At 70.6% G+C, this 21749-nt stretch carries 15 protein-coding genes; 9 read left to right on the plus strand and 6 right to left on the minus strand.

Annotated features, from left to right (window positions below; translation table 11 throughout):
• The first annotated feature begins 111 nt into the window (after window positions 1-111).
• Complete coding sequence (locus ACFV2S_RS29505; protein WP_385565438.1) at window positions 112-2682, plus strand: SpoIIE family protein phosphatase; 2571 nt, start codon at window positions 112-114, stop codon at window positions 2680-2682.
• Window positions 2683-2713: 31 nt separating this feature from the next.
• Here the strand turns inward: ACFV2S_RS29505 and ACFV2S_RS29510 are convergent, their stop codons facing one another.
• Together ACFV2S_RS29510 and ACFV2S_RS29515 are read right to left on the minus strand one after the other, a co-directional pair.
• Window positions 2714-3424, minus strand: coding sequence for a PspA/IM30 family protein (locus ACFV2S_RS29510; RefSeq protein ID WP_385565443.1), 711 nt, complete (start codon window positions 3422-3424; stop codon window positions 2714-2716).
• Window positions 3425-3453: 29 nt separating this feature from the next.
• A complete protein-coding gene (locus ACFV2S_RS29515) occupies window positions 3454-5559 on the minus strand; it encodes a TPM domain-containing protein (protein WP_385565447.1) in 2106 nt (701 codons plus the stop codon).
• Between the two features lie 138 nt (window positions 5560-5697).
• On the opposite strand from ACFV2S_RS29515, the gene ACFV2S_RS29520 reads away from it, so the two are divergent.
• Window positions 5698-6723 carry a hypothetical protein gene (locus ACFV2S_RS29520; RefSeq protein ID WP_385565452.1) on the plus strand — a complete coding sequence of 342 codons (1026 nt, stop codon included), beginning with the start codon at window positions 5698-5700 and terminating at the stop codon, window positions 6721-6723.
• A gap of 104 nt (window positions 6724-6827) precedes the next feature.
• Here ACFV2S_RS29520 and ACFV2S_RS29525 read toward each other — a convergent pair whose 3' ends face one another.
• The 4 genes from ACFV2S_RS29525 to ACFV2S_RS29540 form a co-directional block, all read right to left on the minus strand.
• A complete protein-coding gene (locus ACFV2S_RS29525) occupies window positions 6828-7598 on the minus strand; it encodes a succinate dehydrogenase/fumarate reductase iron-sulfur subunit (protein ID WP_385565456.1) in 771 nt (256 codons plus the stop codon).
• Window positions 7595-9478, minus strand: a complete 1884-nt coding sequence (locus ACFV2S_RS29530) for a fumarate reductase/succinate dehydrogenase flavoprotein subunit (RefSeq protein WP_385565527.1) — start codon at window positions 9476-9478, stop codon at window positions 7595-7597. The genes ACFV2S_RS29525 and ACFV2S_RS29530 overlap by 4 nt, the downstream gene beginning before the upstream one ends.
• A gap of 10 nt (window positions 9479-9488) precedes the next feature.
• Entirely contained in the window at window positions 9489-10319 is an 831-nt protein-coding gene (locus tag ACFV2S_RS29535; RefSeq protein ID WP_385565460.1) for a hypothetical protein, read from the minus strand.
• A 70-nt stretch (window positions 10320-10389) separates the two neighbouring features.
• The gene (locus ACFV2S_RS29540) at window positions 10390-10617 is read right to left on the minus strand and encodes a hypothetical protein (protein ID WP_385565464.1); all 228 of its coding nucleotides are present in this window, start codon (window positions 10615-10617) and stop codon (window positions 10390-10392) included.
• A gap of 200 nt (window positions 10618-10817) precedes the next feature.
• Between ACFV2S_RS29540 and ACFV2S_RS29545 the strand changes: the two genes are divergently transcribed.
• The 7 genes from ACFV2S_RS29545 (at window position 10818) to ACFV2S_RS29575 (ending at window position 21735) form a co-directional block, all read left to right on the plus strand.
• Complete coding sequence (locus tag ACFV2S_RS29545) at window positions 10818-13229, plus strand: ABC transporter family substrate-binding protein (protein WP_385565468.1); 2412 nt, start codon at window positions 10818-10820, stop codon at window positions 13227-13229.
• A gap of 281 nt (window positions 13230-13510) precedes the next feature.
• Window positions 13511-15412, plus strand: a complete 1902-nt coding sequence (gene typA / locus ACFV2S_RS29550) for a translational GTPase TypA (RefSeq protein ID WP_385565472.1) — start codon at window positions 13511-13513, stop codon at window positions 15410-15412.
• 479 nt (window positions 15413-15891) lie between these two features.
• Window positions 15892-17532 (plus strand): ABC transporter substrate-binding protein, encoded by a 1641-nt coding sequence (locus ACFV2S_RS29555; RefSeq protein ID WP_385565476.1) that lies wholly within the window; start codon window positions 15892-15894, stop codon window positions 17530-17532.
• 170 nt (window positions 17533-17702) lie between these two features.
• The gene (locus ACFV2S_RS29560; RefSeq protein WP_385565530.1) at window positions 17703-18635 is read left to right on the plus strand and encodes an ABC transporter permease; all 933 of its coding nucleotides are present in this window, start codon (window positions 17703-17705) and stop codon (window positions 18633-18635) included.
• Window positions 18628-19581, plus strand: coding sequence for an ABC transporter permease (locus tag ACFV2S_RS29565; protein WP_385565480.1), 954 nt, complete (start codon window positions 18628-18630; stop codon window positions 19579-19581). Before ACFV2S_RS29560 ends, ACFV2S_RS29565 begins: the two co-directional genes overlap by 8 nt.
• A gap of 14 nt (window positions 19582-19595) precedes the next feature.
• Complete coding sequence (locus tag ACFV2S_RS29570; RefSeq protein ID WP_383791168.1) at window positions 19596-20654, plus strand: ABC transporter ATP-binding protein; 1059 nt, start codon at window positions 19596-19598, stop codon at window positions 20652-20654.
• Window positions 20647-21735, plus strand: coding sequence for an ABC transporter ATP-binding protein (locus ACFV2S_RS29575; RefSeq protein ID WP_383791171.1), 1089 nt, complete (start codon window positions 20647-20649; stop codon window positions 21733-21735). The genes ACFV2S_RS29570 and ACFV2S_RS29575 overlap by 8 nt, the downstream gene beginning before the upstream one ends.
• The last annotated feature ends 14 nt before the right edge of the window (window positions 21736-21749 follow it).

Raw genomic sequence — 21749 nt, forward strand, 5'->3', positions numbered from 1 at the left:
AGGGACGAACGAGACCACCCTGTGATCGTGAACGTCGTGCCGTCGGGGCCTGCCGTATTGAATACTGCGGGCATGGCCGGTCCGGTGCGGTGAGCTGGAGGGGACGGTCGCGTGAGCGAGATACCTGAGACGGCGAGTGGCGGCGTCGTGTGGCAGAGCAGCCCGCCCGGCTCGATCTATGACTACATCCGGGTGGCGTCCTTCTCGATCGGGCCCGACGGCCTCGTCGAGCAGTGGAGCCGACGGGCCGCGGACCTGTTCGGGGTCACCGCTGAGGAGGCCAGGGGCAGGGACCCCGTCGAGGCCTTCATGCCCGCCGACCTGCGCGAGCGCGGCCACCGGCGGGTCAAGGAGATCCTCGACGGCAAGGAGTGGACGGGCCTCGTCCCGTTCCGCATGCCCGGCGAGGACCGGCCCCGGGGCATCGCCGAGATGTACGTCATGCCGAGCGAGACCCAGACCGGGGAACGGGCCGCGCTGTGCATCGTCGTCGACGTGCGCGCCCTGCGCCGCATCGAGACGGACCTCGCCGCCTCCCAGGCGATATTCGGCCAATCCCCCTTCGGGTTCCTCCTCTTCGGCACCGACCTCACCGTGAAGCGGGCCAACCGGCGCTTCGCCACCGTCTTCGGCGGCGAGGCCGACGACCACCGGGGCCGGACCGTCCACGACTACCTGGGCCACGCCGAGGCCGACCGGATGACCACCGCCCTCCGGCGGGTCCTGGAGACGGGCGAGTCCGTCACCGACTTCCAGATCGTCGGCGCCGCCCCCGGCGCCCGGGACCGCCGCCACTGGTCCATCAACCTCTACCGCGTGCACAGCGGATCCGGCCGCCCGATCGGCGTCGCCGGACTCGGCATCGACGTCACCCGCCGGCACAACGCCGCCCGTGAAGCCGCCAGCGCCCGCCGCAACCTCGCCCTGCTCAACGAGGCCGGCTCCCGCATCGGCACCTCCCTCGACCTGGAGGCCACCGCCCGCGAGCTCCTCGACGTCGCCGTCCCCGGCTTCTGCGACCTCGCGTCCGTCGACCTCTACCAGGGCCTCCTCACCGGCGACGAGGCGCCGCCCGGCCGCTGGGGGAACTCCCACGACGTCGGCTACGGGGCCGGCAGCGCCGAACTCCGCAGGGTCGCCTTCGCCAGCGCCGTCTCCGACACCCCCCTACGCACCGACGAGGGGCACGGCCCGGACAGCGGCTGTTGCGGACCCGTGCCCATCGCGGTCGGCGCCGTCCACCGCTACCCCTTCAACTCGCCCTGTGCCGGGGCCCTGCGCACCGGACGCGTCCGCACGGTCCCGGGCGGCGAGGGCGACCTCGTGCAGTCCACGCTGATCGTCCCGATGGTCGCCCACGACACCCTCGTCGGGCTCGTCCAGTTCTCCCGGGCCAAGGGCAGCGAGCCCTTCGGGGAGCGCGACCGGGCCCTCGCCGTCGAACTCGCCGCCCGCGCGGCCGTCTGCATCGACAACGCGCGCCTCTACCGGCGCGAGCACGAGCGGGCCCTGATCCTCCAGCGCAGCCTGCTCCCGCCCGGCGACCCCGAGGCCGCCGGCCTCGACATCGCCTGCCGCTACCTCCCCGGCACCGCCGCCACCGAGGTCGGAGGCGACTGGTTCGACGTCATCGAACTCCCCGGGCACCGCACCGCGCTCGTCATCGGCGACGTCATGGGCCGCGGCCTGCGCGCCGCCGTCGCCATGGGCGAACTCCGCACCGCCGTCCGCACCCTCGCCCAGCTCGACCTGGAGCCCGCCGAGGTCCTCTCCCACCTCGACGAGATCGCCCGCGGCCTGGGCGCCCCCATCGGCGCGCAGCAGTCCCGCAGCCACAAGAACCGGGGACCCGAACTCTCCGAGGTCTACCTCGCCACCTGCGTCTACGCCGTCTACGACCCGGTCACCCGGCGCTGCACCTTCGCCAACGCCGGACACCTCCCGCCGGTGCTCGTCGAACCCGGCGAGGAGGCCCTGCTCCTCGACGTACCCCCCGGGATGCCGCTCGGCGTCGGCGGGGAGCCCTTCGAGGAGGTGGAGGTCGAACTGCCCGAGGGCGCCCTCCTCGCCCTCTACACCGACGGGCTCGTCGAGTCCCGCGACCACCCCCTGGACGAGGGGCTCCAGGCCTTCCGCCGTGCCCTCACCGACCCGGACCGTCCCCTGGAGGACGTCTGCGACCGGGTCCTCACCAGCCTCAACACCGGACACGGCGAGGACGACATCGCCCTCCTGATGGCCAGGATCCAGGGGCTGCCCAGCGAGGCGGTCGGCGACTGGCAGCTGCCCAGGGAACCCCGCTCGGTGGGCCGGGCCCGCGAACTCGCCCGCGCCCAGCTCGCCGCCTGGGACCTCGACGCCCTCGTCGACACCGTCGAACTCCTCGTCAGCGAACTCGTCACCAACGCCCTGCGGTACGGAGAGGGCGAGATCAGGCTCCGCCTGCTGCGCGACCGCACCCTCGTCTGCGAGGTCTGGGACGCCGGACTGGTCCAGCCGCGCCGCCGCAGGGCCCGGGACACCGACGAGGGCGGCCGCGGCCTCCAGCTCGTCGGACTCCTCTCCTCCTCCTGGGGCTCGCGGCGCACCCCGCGCGGCAAGACCGTCTGGTTCGAACTGGGCCTGCCGGACGGCGAGGGGGCGTCGGAGCCGACGGTGGAACAGCTCCTCAGCATGTTCTGACCAGCCGTTCCGAGGGGCGCCGGCGTCGTCCTCAGCCCTTGAGCGCGGCCAGCCGGGCCTCGATCTCGGCGCTGTCGCCGAGCGCGTCCAGCTGCTCGAACTGGGCGTCCAGGGAGGAGGCGGCCAGCTCCTGCTTGCCCAGCGCCCTCGCCTCCTCCCGGCGCACCTTGTCCTCGAAGCGGCTCAGCTCGCTCGTCGGATCGAGCACGTCGACGTTCTTCACGGCGTCCATCATCCGGTTCTGCGCCCGGGCCGACGTGGCACGCGCGACCAGCTCGTCGCGCTTGGCCCGCAGTTCGCCGAGCTTGGCCTTCATCTGGTCGAGGCCGGTCCTGAGCTTCTGTACGACCTCGGTCTGGGCGGCGATCGTCGGCTCGGCGGTCCTCGCCTCCTTCTCCGACTGCAGCTGGCGGCCCAGCGCCACCTTCGCCAGGTTGTCGAAGCGGTCCGCCTCCGCCGTCTGGCCGCCGGCCCGCAGCTCGTCCGCCTTCCTGCTCGCGGCGAGCGCCTTGCCGCCCCACTCCGCCGCCGCGTCCACGTCCTCCTTGTGGTCCTGCTCGATCAGCCGGAGGTTGCCGATGGTCGCCGCCACCGCCTCCTCCGCCTCCGCGATGTTGTTCGCGTAGTCGCGGATCAGCTGGTCCAGCATCTTCTGCGGATCCTCGGCCTGGTCGAGGAGGGCGTTGATGTTCGCCTTCGCGAGTTGGGTGACCCGGCCGAGGATCGTCTGCTTGCTGCTCATGTCTCTCCTCCTGGGAGATCTCGTGGAACTCAGAAACGGCCTCCGCCGCCCAGCCGGCCACGGGTCCCGCTGCCGCCGAAGCTGCCGGGCCCGCCGCCGAAACCTCCGCCCCCGAAACCGCCCCCTCCGCCCCCGAGACCGCCTCCTCCTCTGCCGGACCCGCCGCCGAACAGTCCGCCGAGGATGATGCCGCCGAGCACCGCGCCGCCGAGCCCGCCGCCACCGCTTCCGCCCACCCCCGTCGTGCCGCCCAGGCCGTTCGGGTTCCCGTACCTGCGGACGTCCTGCTCGGCGAGGTCCTGGGCGCGCCGGGCCAGAGCGTCCGCCTGCTGCGCCTCCACCAGCGCCGTCTGCGGGTCGCCGTCGGCCGCGAGCGCGCGCGCCTTCTCCCAGCGGCGCTGGGCCTCGGCGAGGCGGGTACGGGCCTCGCTGCCCACCGCGCCCCGGTGCGTGGTGACGTAGTCGGCGGCGGCCCCGATCGCCGAACGGGCCGTCAGCATCACCTGGTCGAGGAGCGCGCGGGCCCGCCGGGTTCCCGAGTCGCGCTCCCGCGCGCCCTCCAGCGTCTCGTCGAGCGCCCCGTCGGCCTCCTCGACCCGGCGCAGGGCCTCGATCGGGTCGTACCGCCCGGCGTCCACACCGCGCCGCACCTCGGCGATCACCGCCTCCGCGCGGGCGATACGGCCCTGGAGATCGGCCGTGGACACCCCCTCGGCGGTGCCCTTCAGCAGCCCGCGGGCCTCCGCCAGGTCCGCGTCGGTCTCGGCGAGCGCGCCCGTCAGCTTCCCGACCGCCTCGGCGAGCTCCCGCGCCCGCCGGTCCACCGCCTCGACCAGCCGGGCGGCCTGGTCCACCGCGCCCTCGGCGGCCCGGATGTGCACCGCGGCCCCGCCGTTGTCACCGGCGTCGATCCGTCGGCGGGCCTGGTCGACGTGGGCCGTGGCGAACACGAGCCGGTCCTTCGCCTGCTCGATGTCACCGGCGACGGGAGCGGCGGCCGTCTCGGCGTACCGCTCGCGCATCGCCGTCAGCGTCGCCTCGGCCGTCCCGATCCGCCCGGTCTGCTCCCGGAACGCCGCCTCGACCGCGGCGAGCGCCTCCGGGGCCGTGCGCTCCAGGGCCCGCAGCCGGTCGAAGTCCTCCGTCTCGGCGTCGAGGCGCGTGTTCGCCTCGGCGCAGCGGCGGAGGATCTCGTCCAGCATGCCCCGGCGGGTCGCGTCGTCCTCGGGGAAGGAGTCGTCGAGCTTCTGCCGCAGCCGGAACGAGGCCGTCAGCTGCTCCTCGGCGAACTCGACGGCCTCGGTGAAGGGCCGCACCGCCTCCTCGCCGAACTGGGCCGACGCGAAGCCGAGTTCCTCCTGGCTGGTGCGGACGGCGTCGTCGGTGGCGACCAGGGTCCGGCGGGCCTCCCCGTCGAGTTCGTCGAGGGAGGGCGGCGCGGTCTCCTTCGGCGGGCCCCAGCCCTGCCCGCCGCCCGGGGTCGTGCGGGTCTCGGTGCGGCGCCGCCGTTTGGTGTACGCGTAGGCCGCGACGGCCCCCGCACCGCCGACGAGGACCACGGGCAGGACGAGGTCGGTCGCCGAGGTGCCGTCGTCGGGCGCGGTCCCGGGGTCGGCGGGGCCGGGGGTGACGGCCGGGGCGGGGACGGGCTGCCCGGCGAGCACGGCGTCGTAGCCGTTCGCCGCGCCGATGGCGGCGCCGGCCCAGTCGTTCTGCCGCAGGGCCGGTTCGATCGCGGTCCTGGCGACCTCGTCGAGCTGGGGCTGGGTGAGGCGGGAGCCGGGGTCGGCCGAGTAGCCGTACTGCCGGTCGTGGGTGGCGACGGCGAGCAGGACGTCGTCGACGCCGAGCCCGTTGCGCTCGGCGGTGGCGTCGGCCCAGTTCTGGCCCGAGCGGCCGGAGAAGTCCCGTACGTAGACGACGAAGAGCTGGACGCGCCGGTCGTCGTAGAGCCGGTCGAGGGCCTGGACCACGGAGGCGCGGCGGTCCCCGAGGGCGTCCACCCGGTCGGTGATCTGGCCGTCCCGGGACAGGACGACGGGATCGTCGGCGCGGGCACCGTGTACGGCGGGCACGAGGAGCCACCACGCCGCCACCAGCACCGCGACAAGGGCTCGGGTGGCTATTCGCGTCACAAAGGGGAGGCTATGTCCGGGTATCTCCGTCCGCGACCGGACCGGTGCCGCCCGCAACTGTTCCTCCCGCCCCGACGTCACTGTCAGTAGCCGCCGCTACGGTGGTTCCAGTGACGCGACGGCTCTTGGGGGGCTCGGGTGGACGGACGGCTGAGGCGTGCGTGGAGGCGGGGACGCTGGTTCGTCCTCGGCCTCGTCCTGCTGCTCGTGGTGCCCCCGCTGTTCGGCGCGCTGGCGCTGCGCGTCAGCTACACGGGCGACCTCAGGGACGACGCGCGGACCCGCGGCAAGGACGCCTTCTGGATCGGGCACGCCTGGGTCGACGGGCGGAAGAAGGACGCGGACCTCACGGCCCTCGCCGCGCGGCTGAAGGGCAGCGGCATCCGTGACCTGTACGTGCACGCCGGACCCCTGGAGCACGACGGGACCCTCGGGGCGGCGAAGTACCCGCGCGCCCGGTGGCTGATCGACGGGGTGCACCGCCTGATGCCCGGGATACGGGTCCAGGCCTGGCTGGGCGACGTCCTGGCGAGCGAGGGGCCCGTGGGCCTGCGCCTGGCGGACGCCGGTTCGCGCCGCGCCGTCGTGGGGTCGGCCCGGCAGATCCTCGACGCCGGCTTCGACGGGGTCCACTTCGACCTGGAGCCGCTGCACTCCGACGACCGCGACTACCTCTCCCTCCTCGACGACCTCGGGAAGCTGACCCGGGCCCGGAAGGTCCCGCTGTCGGTGGCCGCCCACCAGATCGACCCGCTGCCGGGCGCCCACAGGGCCCTGGGCGCGGTCAGCCCGAACGGCAGCGAGAAGTGGTGGTCGCAGGAGTTCTTCGGCGAGGTCGCCCGCCGCGTCGACCAGATAGCCGTCATGTCGTACGACACCTGGATGCCGCTGGAGAGCCTGTACGGCGGGTACGTCGCCCAGCAGACGGCCCTCGCCCTGGAGGTGACGCCCGAGAGCACGGACCTGCTCATGGGCCTCCCCTTCTTCCACGAGGACGACCTCGGCCACCACGAGTCCGCGGAGACGGTCGCCGCGGCCGTCAGGGGCGCGAGACTCGGCCTCGGCCGCACCGACCCCGGCCGCGAGCGGTTCGGCCTCGCGCTGTACGTCGACTTCGCCGCGGAGGAGGGGGACTGGGCGGCCTACCGGGCGGGCTGGCTCTGAGCGGACCCCCGCGCGCCGGGCCCGGGCCGGCGGAGGAGGACGGCGCCCGGGCGCGGGCCCGGGTCCGGGTCCGGGTCCGGTGGCGGGCGCACGCGGCGGCGGTACTAGGTCCTCCGCCGCCTGATCGTCTTCCCGAGCCAGACGAGCGGGTCGTACGTCCGGTCCACGACCCGCTCCTTCAGCGGGATCAGCGCGTTGTCGGTGATCCGGATGGACTCCGGGCAGACCTCGGTGCAGCACTTGGTGATGTTGCAGTAGCCGAGACCGTGCTCCTCCTGCGCGGTCCTCCGCCGGTCGAGCCCCGCCTCCTCCGCCGCGTCCAGGGGATGCATGTCGAGCTCCGCGACCCGCATGAGGAAACGGGGCCCGGCGAACGCCTCCTTGTTCTCCTCGTGGTCGCGCACCACGTGGCAGGTGTCCTGGCACAGGAAGCACTCGATGCACTTCCTGAACTCCTGCGAGCGGTCCACGTCCTCCTGCCGCATCCGGTACTCGCCGGGGCCGAGCCCGGCGGGCGGGACGAACGCCGGGATCTCCCGGGCCTTCGCGTAGTTGAAGGAGACGTCCGTGACCAGGTCGCGGACGACGGGGAAGGCGCGCATCGGGGTGATCGTGACCACCTCGTCCGGAGCGAAGACCGACATCCGGGTCATGCACATCAGCCGGGGCCGGCCGTTGACCTCGGCCGAGCACGACCCGCACTTGCCCGCCTTGCAGTTCCAGCGGACGGCCAGGTCGGGGGCCTGGGTGGCCTGGAGGCGGTGGACGATGTCGAGGACCACCTCGCCGTCGTGCACCTCGACCGTGTAGTCGGTGAGCTCCCCGCCGTCGGTGTCGCCGCGCCAGATCCGGAAGCGGGCCTGATACGTGCTCATGCGTCCAGCTCCTCCTCCGCCAGGTACTTCGCCAGCTCCTCCTTCTCGAAGAGGGCGAGGAGATCCGGCCTGATGGGCTCGGTGCGCACCCGTTCCAGGGCGACCCCGCCGTCACCGGCCCGGCAGAGCAGGTTCACCGGACGCCACGAGCGCTCCATCGCGGGACGGTCCTCGCGGGTGTGCCCGCCCCGGGACTCGGTGCGCTCCAGGGCGGCCCGGGCCACGCACTCGCTCACCAGGAGCATGTTCCGCAGGTCGAGCGCGAGGTGCCAGCCGGGGTTGAACTGCCGGTGCCCCTCGACCGCGACCCGCTCCGCCCGCTCCCGCAATGCGGCGATCCGCTCCAGGGCCTCGGTCATCTCGCCCTCCCGCCGGATGATCCCGACGAGGTCGTTCATCGTCTGCTGGAGCTCCTGGTGGAGCGTGTACGGGTTCTCGGGGGGTCCCGCGGCGACGGGGTCGAACGGGGCCAGCGCCTCCGCCCGCGCGGCGGCCACGTCGTCCTCGATCACTCCGCCGCCGGCCCCCGACATCGCGTACTGCGCCGCGTGGAGCCCGGCCCGCCGCCCGAAGACGAGCAGGTCGGAGAGGGAGTTCCCGCCGAGCCGGTTGGAGCCGTGCATGCCTCCCGCCACCTCCCCGGCGGCGAAGAGCCCCGCCACCCCGACCGTGGCGGCCGTCTCCGAGTCGACGGCGACGCCGCCCATCACGTAGTGACAGGTCGGCCCGACCTCCATCGCCTCGGCCGTGATGTCGACGTCTGCCAGCTCCTTGAACTGGTGGTACATCGAGGGCAGCCGGCGCCGGATCGTCTCCGCCGGCATCCGGGTCGACACGTCCAGGAAGACCCCGCCGTGCGGGGAGCCGCGGCCCGCCTTCACCTCGGAGTTGATGGCGCGCGCCACCTCGTCGCGCGGCAGCAGCTCGGGCGGGCGCCGGTTGTGGTCGGGGTCCTCGTACCAGCGGTCGCCCTCCTCCTCCGACTCGGCGTACTTCTCCTTGAAGACGTCGGGCACGTAGTCGAACATGAAGCGCCGGCCCTCGGAGTTCCGCAGGACCCCGCCGTCGCCGCGTACGGACTCGGTGACCAGGATCCCCTTCACCGACGGCGGCCAGACCATGCCGGTCGGGTGGAACTGCACGAACTCCATGTTCACCAGGGGCGCGCCGGCGAGCAGGGCGAGCGCGTGGCCGTCGCCGGTGTACTCCCAGGAGTTCGAGGTCACCTTGAAGGACTTGCCGATGCCGCCCGTCGCGAGGACCACCGCGGGCGCCTCCAGGACGAGGAAGCGGCCGCTCTCCCGCTCGTAGCAGAAGACCCCCGAGACCCTCCCGTCACCGTCCTTGAGGACGCGGGTGACGGTGAACTCCTGGAAGACCTTCAGGCGTGCCTCGTGGTCGCCGGTCTCCCGGTGGTCCTCCTGCTGGAGGCCGACCACCTTCTGCTGGAGGGTACGCAGGAGTTCGAGACCGGTGCGGTCGCCGACGTGGGCGAGGCGCGGGTACTCGTGGCCGCCGAAGTTCCGCTGGGAGATCCGGCCGTCCGGTGTGCGGTCGAAGAGCGCGCCCCAGGTCTCCAGCTCCCACACCCGCTCGGGGGCCTCCTGGGCGTGCAGCTCGGCCATCCGCCACTGGTTGAGGAACTTCCCGCCGCGCATGGTGTCCCGGAAGTGCGTCTTCCAGTCGTCGTGCTCGTTGGCGTTCGCCATGGAGGCGGCGATGCCGCCCTCGGCCATCACCGTGTGCGCCTTGCCGAAGAGGGACTTGCAGATCACGGCGGTGCGCGCGCCGGCCCGGCGCGCCTCGATCGCGGCCCGCAGCCCGGCGCCGCCCGCGCCGACCACGACCACGTCCCACCGCTGCCGTTCCACGGAGCTCACAGGACTCATGTCAGAAGAACCTCGGGTCGTCGAAGGCGCCGGTGGCGAGCAGGTACACGTACAGGTCGCAGACGGCGACGCTGATCAGCGACGCCCAGGCCAGTTGCATGTGGCGGCGGTTGAGGCGCCCCACCCAGGTCCACAGCCGGTAGCGGACGGGGTGCTTCGAGAAGTGCCGCAGCCGGCCGCCGACGATGTGCCGGCAGGAGTGGCAGGAGAGCGTGTACGACCAGATGAGGACGATGTTGACGAGGAAGATCAGCGTCCCGAGCCCCGCGTGGCCCCAGTCGTAGTCGGCGTCCCGGAAGGTCAGCGCGGTGTCGTACGTGAGGATCCCGGCGACCGGCACCGCCGCGTAGAAGAAGTACCGGTGGAGGTTCTGCAGGAGCAGCGGGAAGCGGGTCTCGCCGGTGTACGTGCGATGGGGCTCGGCGACCGCGCAGGCCGGGGGAGCCGCCCAGAAGCCCCGGTAGTACGCCTTGCGGTAGTAGTAGCAGGTCAGCCGGAAGCCCAGCGGGAAGACCAGGATCAGCAGGGCGGGGGAGAGCCCCCACCAGCTGCCGAAGAGCTCCCAGTTCGGGCCGCCGCGCATGGGGACGCAGTTCTCGGCGAGGCAGGGCGAGTAGAACGGGGAGACGTACGGGGCGGCGTAGTAGTGGGCGTTCGCGAAGGCCCGCCACGTCGAGTACGCGACGAAGGCGAGCAGTCCGGCCGCGGTGGCGGCGGGGGAGAGCCACCAGCGGTCGGTCCGCAGGTGGCGGGCGGCGATGGCGGCACGCCCCGGGGAGCGCACCCCCGTCGCGGCCCGGTGACGCGTCGGGGGCTGCGTACCTGTGGCCAACCGGGCCTCCTCGGCTCTACGGCTCTACGGCTCTACGGCTCTTCGACTCTGCATCGCCGCCCCGGTGCCGCTACGGCGCGTGGCGGTCACGTGCTCCCAGGCCCTCGTCGTCGACGTCGGTCCACTTCCCGGCGTCGTACGGGGCCTCGGGGATGGTCACCATGCTCTGCGCACGGCCGGTGGAGGGTGCGGGTGGTGCGCCCCGCTCCGTCCCGACGCGGCGTTCCAGCTCCTCGACCGTGTGTTCCAGGTCCTGCAGGCGGCGCCTGACGGCCGCCAGGTCGTCCTGAACGGACATGGTTGCCCTCACCTTCGTGAGTGTCGCGCGTCACATCCCGCTTGGGAAGTCGTGTGCACGGGCGGTTGGGCCGCACGAGTGGGGTTCACCGGGCGCCCCGCCGTGTCGCCGTGGCCGGATCTGCTCCGTCCTTTTCAGTGTATGAGCAATAGGTCTGATCATCTCCAAATGGAATAAATCTGGACGAAGGGGTACAAGTCATGTCCCAGATCGGCGCCCCACGCGGGAGGACATGCTCCAGGAGCCCGCGCTCCCGCACGCTCCGCTCCGTCGCCACCCTCACCAGCGCGGTCCTCGCGGTCACCGTCCTCGCCGGCTGCAGCTCCGGCGACGAGGCCGACGAGACCCCGGCCGCGGCCCAGGACAACGCGCCCGCCGCACGCGACCGGGTCGCCGACGGGGGCACCCTCCGCTGGGCCGTCGACGCGCTGCCCACCACGCTCAACGCCTTCCAGGCCGACGCCGACGGCACCACCTCGCGCATCGCCGGAGCCGTGCTCCCCTCCCTCTACACGCTCGACGGACGGGGCCGGCCGCAGCTCAACCCCGACTACCTGGAGAGCGCGCAGGTCATCGAGACCGAGCCCAAGCAGGTCGTCCTCTACAAGCTCAACCAGCAGGCGGTGTGGAGCGACGGCCGCGAGATCGGCGCCCCCGACTTCGTCGCCCAGTGGCGGGCGCTGAGCGGCCGCGACACCGCGTACTGGACGGCCCGCAACTCCGGCTACGAGCGGATCGAGAAGATCGAGCGGGGCAAGAACGACCTGGAGGTCCGGGTCACCTTCGCCAAGCCCTACGCCGACTGGCGGTCCCTCTTCACGCCCCTCTACCCCAAGCAGGTGATGGGCTCCCCGAGCGCCTTCAACGACGGGGCCCGCACCACCCTCAAGGCCACCGCAGGACCGTTCCTGCTCAAGACCGTCGACCGGAAGAGCGGCGACGTCACCCTCGCCCGCAACCCCCGCTGGTGGGGTCAGCCCGCCAAGCTCGACAGCGTCGTCCTCAAGGCCGTCCCGCGGGCCGAACGGGCCGACGCGCTCGCCGCGGGCACCCTCGACCTGGCCGAGATCGACCGGTCCGCGGCCGAGCGGATCGCCCTCGCCCTCCGGGACGCCCGCGCCGGCCGGAACGGCGCCGAGGCGGCCCTCGCCCACGGCCCGGGCGCGGCGATCACGCCCTCCAAGGCCCTGAAGTCCTGGGCCCTCGCCCATGGCTCCGACGACGAGAAGGCGGCGGAGGTCCAGGAGGCCCGCAAGAAGAACCAGGAGGCGATCGCCCGGTACGCGAGTGCCCAGGACGCCCTGGCGAAGTACGTGGTCCGCAAGTCCCTGGAGCCCGCCTACACCCAGCTCTCGCTGAACGGCGAGTCCGGCCCGCTGGCCGACGAGCGGGTACGGCGAGCGGTGGCCCGGGCCATCAACCGCCAGGAACTGGCCGACTCCGTGCTCAAGCCGCTCGGCCTCCCCGCCCTGCCCCCCGGCAGCCACCTCGCCCTCGCGGGCCAGGCGGCGTACGCGGACAGCAGCGACGCGCTCGGCGGCCAGGACACCAAGGAGGCGCAGGCGCTCCTCGCCGACGCGGGCTGGGTCCCCGGCGGCGCGCTCCGGAAGCCCGCCGGCACCAAGGCGGGCAGCGAGGCGGAGAAGGAGGCGGAGAAGAAGAAGGAGGAGGAGAAGAAGGCCTCCGACAAGACCGCGGACAAGACCGCGGAGAAGGAGAAGAAGGCCGAGGGCTCCACCGACGCCAAGAAGAAGGAGAGCGAGGACACCGCCTCCGACGAGGGCCTCTACATCGTCGGCGACGACAAGCCCGGCGAGCACCCGGCCGCCCCCGCTCCCGCCGTCGGGGTGAACGGCCCCGAGAGCGGCGCCGACATCCTCGTCCCGGGATCCGCCGCCGCCCGGCAGAGCGCCGCGCTCCTCGCCCGCGTCCAGGCGCTCGACACCGGCTCCGGCTCCCACGCCGCCAAGCCGGACCAGGGGATGGCCGGTGCCTACGCCCCGCGCGGCACCGCCGCCCCCGTGAAGGCGCCCGAGGCCGGCGCGGCCCTCGGCAAGGACGGCACGGCGCTGAGCCTCCGCTTCGTCCTGCCGTCCGGGCCGGGCTCCGAGTCGCTGCGGACGGTCGGGGACAAGATCGTCCGGATGCTGGACGCGGTGGGGATCCGCACCGAGGTCACCAAGGTCTCCGACGACAGCTTCTTCAAGGACCACGTCGCCTCGGGCGACTACGACCTGGCCCTCTACTCCTGGCCGGCCTCCGCCTTCCCGGCGACCGACGCCCGGCCGATCTTCGCCAAGCCCGAGCCCGCCTCGGACGGCTCCCTCCTGGTCGAGCAGAACTACTCCCGCGTCGGCACCGACCGCATCGACCAGCTGTTCGACCAGGCGGCGGGGACGCTCGACGAGGAGGAGGCCCGCGAGCTGGTGCGTCAGGCCGACGCCCGGATCTGGGCCGCGGCCGGTTCCATCCCCCTCTACCAGCGCCCGCAGCTCGTGGCCGCCAGGGCCGATCTGGTGAACGCCGGGGCCTGGGGTCTCGCCGCTCCCCGCTACCAGGACATCGGATACAAGAAGCCCGAATCCGCCAAGGGAGCCGAGCGAACCCCCTGAAAGCACTGAAACCTCCGAAACCACGGGGCGCAACCTCAGAAGCAGCTCAATATCCTTGCCCGCCGGTGATCCCGGCGGGCAGGATCGCGACGGCCCTTTGACCCGGTCGCACGACCTGCCCCACACCCCCCAGAACTCCCGGCACCACCTCTCGGATCTTGGCCGGGGAAGCCCCTTGCGCGGCAGCCCCGTACCATAGGACATAGCCGTGGCGCGTCCGCCCGGCGGGCGTACGAGGAACTGACGCCGCATCCCACGATCCGAGAGAAGCGCAAGCACCCATGCCCACGCGCCACGACATCCGTAACGTCGCCATCGTCGCCCACGTCGACCATGGCAAGACGACCATCGTCGACGCCATGCTCAAGCAGGCCGGTGCCTTCGCCGCCCACCAGCAGCTCGACGACCGCATGATGGACTCGAACGACCTGGAGCGTGAGAAGGGCATCACGATCCTCGCCAAGAACACGGCGGTGAAGTATCACCCCAAGGACGGCGGGGCCCCGATCACGATCAACATCATCGACACCCCCGGCCACGCCGACTTCGGTGGCGAGGTCGAGCGCGGTCTGTCGATGGTCGACGCGGTCGTCCTCCTCGTCGACGCCTCCGAGGGCCCGCTCCCGCAGACCCGGTTCGTGCTGCGCAAGGCGCTCCAGCAGCGCAAGCCCGTCATCCTCTGCATCAACAAGACGGACCGCCCGGACTCCCGGATCGACGAGGTCGTCAACGAGACCTACGACCTCTTCCTCGACCTGGACGCGGACGAGGACCAGATCGAGTTCCCGATCGTCTACGCCTGCGGCCGTGACGGCGTCGCCTCGCTGACCAAGCCGGAGAACGGCACCGTTCCCGCGGACAGCGACAACCTGGAGCCGTTCTTCTCGGCCATCCTGGAGCACGTCCCCGCCCCGGTGTACGACGAGGAGGCGCCGCTCCAGGCGCACGTCACCAACCTGGACGCCGACAACTTCCTCGGCCGCATCGCGCTGCTCCGCGTCGAGCAGGGCGAGCTCCGCAAGGGCCAGACGGTCGCGTGGATCAAGCGGGACGGCACGATCTCCAACGTCCGCATCACCGAGCTGATGATGACCGAGGCGCTCACCCGCAAGCCCGCCGAGGTCGCCGGCCCCGGTGACATCTGCGCCGTCGCCGGTATCCCCGACATCATGATCGGCGAGACCCTGGCGGACCCGGAGAACCCGATCGCGCTTCCGCTGATCACGGTCGACCAGCCCGCCATCTCCATGACCATCGGCACCAACACCTCGCCGCTCGTCGGCCGCGGTGGCACGGGCAAGGGCGCGGACGCCAAGTCCGCGGTCAAGCAGCGCAAGGTCACCGCCCGCCAGGTCAAGGACCGTCTGGACCGCGAGCTCATCGGTAACGTCTCGCTCCGCGTCCTCGACACCGAGCGCCCCGACGCCTGGGAGGTCCAGGGCCGCGGTGAGCTCGCGCTCGCCATCCTGGTCGAGCAGATGCGCCGCGAGGGCTTCGAGCTCACCATCGGCAAGCCGCAGGTCGTCACCAAGGAGGTCGACGGCAAGGTCCACGAGCCGGTCGAGCGCCTCACGGTCGACGTCCCCGAGGAGCACATGGGCGCGGTCACGCAGCTCATGGGCGTCCGCAAGGGCCGCATGGACAACATGTCGAACCACGGCTCCGGCTGGGTCCGCATGGAGTTCGTCGTTCCGTCCCGTGGCCTCATCGGCTTCCGTACGGAGTTCCTCACCAACACCCGCGGTACGGGCATCGCCCACTCGATCCACGAGGGCCACGAGCCGTGGTTCGGCACCCTGACGACCCGTAACAACGGCTCGCTGGTCGCCGACCGCGCCGGTGCGGTCACCGCCTTCGCGATGACCAACCTCCAGGAGCGCGGCGTCCTGTTCACCGACCCCGGCACCGAGGTGTACGAGGGCATGATCGTCGGCGAGAACTCCCGCTCCGACGACATGGACGTGAACATCACCAAGGAGAAGAAGCTCACCAACATGCGCTCCGCCTCCGCCGACTCCTTCGAGGCGATCGTCCCGCCGCGGAAGCTCTCGCTGGAGCAGTCGCTGGAGTTCTGCCGCGACGACGAGTGCGTCGAGGTCACCCCGGAGGCCGTGCGCATCCGCAAGGTCATCCTCGACCAGAACGCGCGTGGCCGGGCGTCTTCCCGCGCCAAGAACGGCTGAGTAAGGTCGCATACGGCCGAGCACGGCGGGGTAGATCGTGATCCTGTGATCTTCGCCGCTCTCGGCTGACATGACGTCAGCACCGGAGCCCGGGCCCCCACAGAAGCTGTGGGGGCCCGGGCTTTTCGTCAAGTCGCGTCAACTCCATTTAGGAGGCGAGGTGTCCGCATATCGGCGATCGCTCTCCGGTACGTGTGTTAACGGTCCGTTTCGGGCGTGTCTGTCTGTGCTCAGTTTGTCCGGATTTCGGTCTTCGGGGCCTTGGCGATGTTGTCAAAACGAGACCACTTAAGTGTGGTTTACAGCCCGGACGTACTTAATAGTTGGCTCCATTGAGCTCGGGTCAATGGGTCACGCACTGTGGGGAGTGCCGACTCACGAGCACACTCGGGGCACTTGAGTGCAAAGCCGTCAGGGGTGTCGGCGAAACTCGGAGTGCCCCTCTTGTAGTGACAAAGTGGACTCATGAGGAGGAACCCATGCGCGGTGCCAAGAGCGCCAAGTGGGTAACGGGCGCGATCATCGTTGCCCTTGCTGCGACCGCCTGTGGCGGGGGTAAGAGCGACGGCGGCAGTGACGCCAAGGGCGCTGTTGACCCGAACGGAATCTTCTCCATCGAGCTGGGCGAGCCTGAGAAGCCCCTGCTCACCGGTGACACGATGGAGTCCAACGGCTCCGCCGTCATGGCCGGCCTGTTCTCGACCCTGGTCGACTACAAGGCCGACGGCTCCCTGGAGATGATCAACGCCGAGTCGGTCACCACGACGGACTCGAAGACGTGGACGGTCAAGCTCAAGCCGGGCTGGACCTTCCACGACGGCACCCCGGTCACCTCCAAGTCCTTCGTGGACGCGTGGAACTGGAACGCCAACGTCAAGAACGCCCAGGGTCTGGCGTCCTGGTTCGCCGACATCAAGGGCTTCGACAAGATCCACCCCGAGGCCGAGGGCGCCAAGCCCACCGCCGACAAGCTCGAGGGTCTCTCCGTCGTCGACGAGAACACCTTCAAGATCGAGCTGACGAAGGCCGTTCCGTACTTCGCGCACAAGCTCGCCTACATCGTCTTCGCGCCGCTCCCCGCGTCCTTCTACAAGGACCCGGTCGCCGGCGGCCAGAAGCCGGTCGGCAACGGTCCCTACAAGTTCAAGTCGTGGGACCACAAGAAGAAGATCGAGATCACCCGGTTCGACGGCTACAAGGGCCCGAACAAGGCGAAGAACGGCGGTGTGGTCTTCAAGAACTACACCACCCTCGAGGCCGCGTACGAGGACCTGAAGTCCGGCAACGTCGACGTCCTGCGTCAGATCGCGCCGAAGGACCTCCCGGTCTACCGCCAGGACCTCGGCGACCGCGCCGTGGACCAGCCGTACTCCGCGATCCAGACCATCGCCGTCGCCTTCTACTCCGACCAGTGGAAGAAGCCGAAGCTCGTCGACCCGCGCGTCATCCAGGGTCTGTCGATGGCGATCGACCGCGCCACCATCACCAAGACGGTGCTGAACGGCACGCGTGAGCCCGCGACCGGCTGGGTCGCCAAGGGCGTCCTGGGCTTCCAGGAGGACGGTGGCGCCGGCGTCACCAAGTTCGACCCCGCCAAGGCCAAGGAGCTCATCAAGGCCGGCGGTGGCGTCCCGAACAACAAGATCTCCATCCAGTACAACGCCGACGGTGGCCACAAGGAGTGGGTGGACGCTGTCTGCAACTCCATCACCCAGGCCACGTCCGTCCAGTGCGTCGGCGACGGCAAGCCGGACTTCCAGGCCGACCTGACCGCTCGTAAGACCAAGCAGGTCAAGTCGCTCTACCGCTCCGGCTGGGTGCTCGACTACCCGGTGAACGCCAACTTCATCTCGGACCTGTTCCGTACGGGTGCGGGCGGCAACCAGGGCGACTTCTCCAACAAGGAGCTGGACGCCAAGATCGCGAAGGCCGACTCGGCCGCCACCCTTGACGAGTCCGTCAAGGCCTACCAGGCGATCGAGAAGGACCTCAAGAACTACATGCCGTCCATCCCGCTCTGGTACTACAAGGTCAACGCCGGCTTCTCCGAGAAGGTTTCGGGCGTGGCCTACGGCCAGGACGGCGACCCGATCCTGACCGGCGTCGAGGTCAAGAAGTAATCACCCGAGCGTAGTCCGCACGCCGTCACGGGACTGACGGACCGTCAGTCCCGTCTCGGTGCCTTACGCAGCGGCTGGGGGGCCCTTCCACGACATCAGCATGCCCGGATCCGGGCATGCTGTCGCGGGAGGGCCCGTCGGTTGCGCTGTCACATCTCAACGGAGGCATGATGGGGCGTTATGTCGCACGACGACTGCTCCAGATGATCCCGGTTTTCCTCGGGACAACCCTGCTGATCTTCATCATGGTGCACAGCCTGCCCGGTGACCCCGTGCTGGCGATGTTCGGCGACAAGGGCGCCGATCCGGCGACGCTCGCCGCGAAGCGCCATGAGCTGGGTCTCGACAGGCCGCAGTGGGAGCAGTACGTCAGCTACATGTGGAACATGATCTGGCACCAGGACTTCGGTACCCAGATCCGTAACGGCCTCCCGGTCACGGAAGTGCTCGGCGACGCGTTCCCCATCACGCTCCAGCTGGCCGCCCTGGCCTTCGCCGTGGAGCTGATCTTCGGTCTCGGTCTGGGCATCATCGGCGGTCTGCGCGCCGGCCGCCTGGCCGACAACCTGATCCTGATCTTCACCCTGCTGATCATCGCGATCCCGGTCTTCGTCCTCGGCTACATCATCAAGATGGTGTTCGCCTTCAACCTGGGCTGGATCGACCCGAACGTCAGCACCGAGCCGCAGTGGGGCGAGATGATCGCCCCGGCCATCGTCCTCGGTGGCCTCTCCCTCGCCTATGTCGCGCGGCTCACCCGCACCTCCATGGCGGAGAACCTGCGCGCCGACTACATGCGCACGGCCGTCGCCAAGGGCCTGCCGCGCCGCCGCGTCATCGGTGTCCACCTGATGCGCAACTCGATGATCCCCGTCGTGACCTTCCTCGGTACCGACATCGGCGCCCTCATGGGCGGCGCGGTCGTCACCGAGTCGATCTTCAACATCAAGGGCATCGGCGGCGTCATCGCCGAGTCGATCTCCCGGCGCGAAGGTTCGACCCTGGTGGGCCTCGTCACCATCCTGGTGATCGTCTACCTCGTCACCAGCCTGCTCATCGACCTGCTGTACGCGGTCCTGGACCCGAGGATCCGGTATGCCTGACGTGACCAAGACCGCAGCCGCCGTCGAGGACGCCGTCGCCACCCCCTCCGTGGACGCGTCCGCACCGGTGGCCAAGGCCGAGAAGGCCCGCAGCCTGTGGGGCGACGCCTGGGCCGACCTGCGCCGCAACCCGTACTTCATCGTCTCCTCGGTCCTGATCGCGCTCCTGCTGCTGATCTCGGCGTGGCCGACCCTCTTCACCAACGCGTCTCCGACCGCGGGTGACCTGGTCCACCACTTCCTCAGCAAGCCGGAGCTCGGCAAGATCGGTTCGCCCGAGTGGCTGGGCTACGACCAGCAGGGCCGCTCCGTCTACGCCCGCCTGATCCACGGCACCCGCGCCTCGGTCACCGTCGGCATCGCGGTCACCGCGATCGTCACGATCATCGGCGGCGTGATGGGCATGATCGCCGGTTACTTCGGCGGCTGGGTCGACGTGGTGCTCTCCCGGCTCACCGACGTCTTCTTCGGCATCCCGTTCCTGCTCGGCGCCATGGTCGTCCTGCAGGCCTTCGTCGAGCGGACCGTCTGGGTCGTCGTCTTCGCCCTCGCGTTCCTCGGCTGGACCCAGATCACCCGCGTCATGCGCGGTGCCGTGATCACCGTCAAGCAGGCCGACTACGTCCACGCGGCGAAGGCCCTCGGCGCCGGCACGACCCGGATCCTCTTCCGGCACATCCTGCCGAACGCCATGGCCCCCGTGATCGTCGTCGCGACCATCGCGCTCGGCGGCTACATCTCGGCCGAGGCGACCCTGTCGTACCTGGGTCTGGGCCTCGCCGCCCCGACCGTCTCGTGGGGTGTCGACATCTCCGCGGGTGTCGCCCAGATCCGAGTGGCCCCGCACGTCCTGCTGTGGCCCTCGATCATGCTGAGCATCACCGTTCTGGCGTTCATCATGCTCGGCGAAGCCGTCCGCAACGCCCTCGACCCCAAGCTGCGCTGAGGAGGGCGTACCAGATGAGCATCATCGACAAGACCGCGGCCGTCCCCGCGCCGCGCGACGGCTCCGACCACAACGGTCCGCTGCTCGAAGTCAAGAACCTGCACGTCGAGTTCCACACCCGTGACGGTGTGGCCAAGGCGGTCAACGGCGTCAACTACTCGGTGAACGCCGGCGAGACCCTCGCCGTCCTCGGCGAGTCCGGCTCCGGCAAGTCCGTCACCGCGCAGGCCATCATGGGCATCCTCGACATGCCGCCCGGCAAGATCCCGCAGGGCGAGATCCTGTTCCGCGGCGAGGACATGCTGAAGATGTCCGAGGAGGACCGCCGGAAGATCCGCGGCCGGAAGATCGCGATGATCTTCCAGGACGCGCTGTCCTCCCTGAACCCGGTCCTCACCGTCGGCTACCAGCTCGGCGAGATGTTCCGTGTGCACCACGGCATGTCCAAGAAGGAAGCCAAGGCCAAGTCCATCGAGCTGATGGACAAGGTCAAGATCCCCGCCGCCAAGGCGCGGGTCGGCGACTACCCCCACCAGTTCTCCGGGGGTATGCGCCAGCGCATCATGATCGCCATGGCGCTCGCCCTGGAGCCGGACCTGATCATCGCCGACGAGCCCACCACGGCTCTCGACGTGACCGTCCAGGCCCAGGTCATGGACCTCCTCGCGGAGCTCCAGCAGGAATACAACATGGGTCTGATCCTGATCACCCACGACCTCGGCGTCGTCGCCGACGTCGCGGACAAGATCGCCGTGATGTACGCCGGCCGGATCGTCGAGCAGGCGCCGGTGCACGAGCTGTACAAGCGTCCGGCCCACCCGTACACCCGGGGCCTGCTGGACTCGATCCCGCGCCTGGACCAGAAGGGCCAGGAGCTCTACGCGATCAAGGGCCTGCCGCCCAACCTGCTCAAGGTTCCCACCGGCTGTGCCTTCAACCCGCGCTGCCCCAAGGCCGACGACATCTGCCGCACGGAGATTCCGGCGCTCGTGCCGGTCACCGAGCGGGACGGCGCGGATCTCCCGGGCCGTAAGAGCGCCTGCCACTTCTGGAAGGAGACGATCCATGGCTGACCTCAGCAAGAACGACGAGGCCGTGGCCGCCGCCGTCGAGGCCCCCGTGGGCCGCGGTGAGCCGATCCTCCAGGTGCGCAACCTGCAGAAGCACTTCCCGCTGACGCAGGGCATCCTCTTCAAGAAGCAGGTCGGCGCGGTCAAGGCCGTGGACGGGGTCTCCTTCGACCTCTACCAGGGCGAGACCCTCGGCATCGTGGGCGAGTCCGGCTGTGGCAAGTCCACGGTCGCCAAGCTCCTGATGAACCTGGAGCGGGCCACCGCCGGCGAGGTCTTCTACAAGGGCCAGGACATCACCAAGCTGTCCGGGCGCGGTCTGAAGGCCGTCCGCCGCAACATCCAGATGGTGTTCCAGGACCCCTACACCTCGCTGAACCCGCGCATGACGGTCGGCGACATCATCGGGGAGCCCTTCGACATCCACCCCGAGGTGGCCCCGAAGGGCGACCGGCGCCGCAAGGTGCAGGAGCTCCTGGACGTCGTCGGTCTGAACCCGGAGTACATCAACCGGTACCCGCACCAGTTCTCCGGCGGTCAGCGCCAGCGCATCGGCATCGCCCGCGGCCTCGCGCTCAACCCGGAGATCATCATCTGCGACGAGCCGGTCTCGGCCCTGGACGTCTCCGTCCAGGCGCAGGTCATCAACCTGATGGGGAAGCTCCAGGACGAGTTCAACCTGTCCTACATCTTCATCGCGCACGACCTGTCGATCGTCCGGCACATCTCGGACCGCGTCGGCGTCATGTACCTCGGCAAGATGGCCGAGATCGGTACGGACGAGCAGATCTACGAGCACCCGACGCACCCGTACACGCAGGCGCTGCTCTCCGCGGTGCCGGTGCCGGACCCGGAGGCCCGCGCGCACCGCGAGCGGATCATCCTCACCGGTGACGTCCCCTCGCCGGCCAACCCGCCGTCGGGCTGCAGCTTCCGCACCCGCTGCTGGAAGGCGCAGGAGAAGTGCTCCCAGGAGGCCCCGGTCCTCGCGGTCCCGCAGCGCTTCCAGGGCGTCGACACCCCGGCCGCCCACTTCTCGGCGTGCCACTTCGCCGAGGAGAAGCAGGTCGTCCCGGTGCACTGACGCACTGACGCCCC

Source organism: Streptomyces sp. NPDC059695 (assembly GCF_042733785.1).
Classification (GTDB): domain Bacteria; phylum Actinomycetota; class Actinomycetes; order Streptomycetales; family Streptomycetaceae; genus Streptomyces.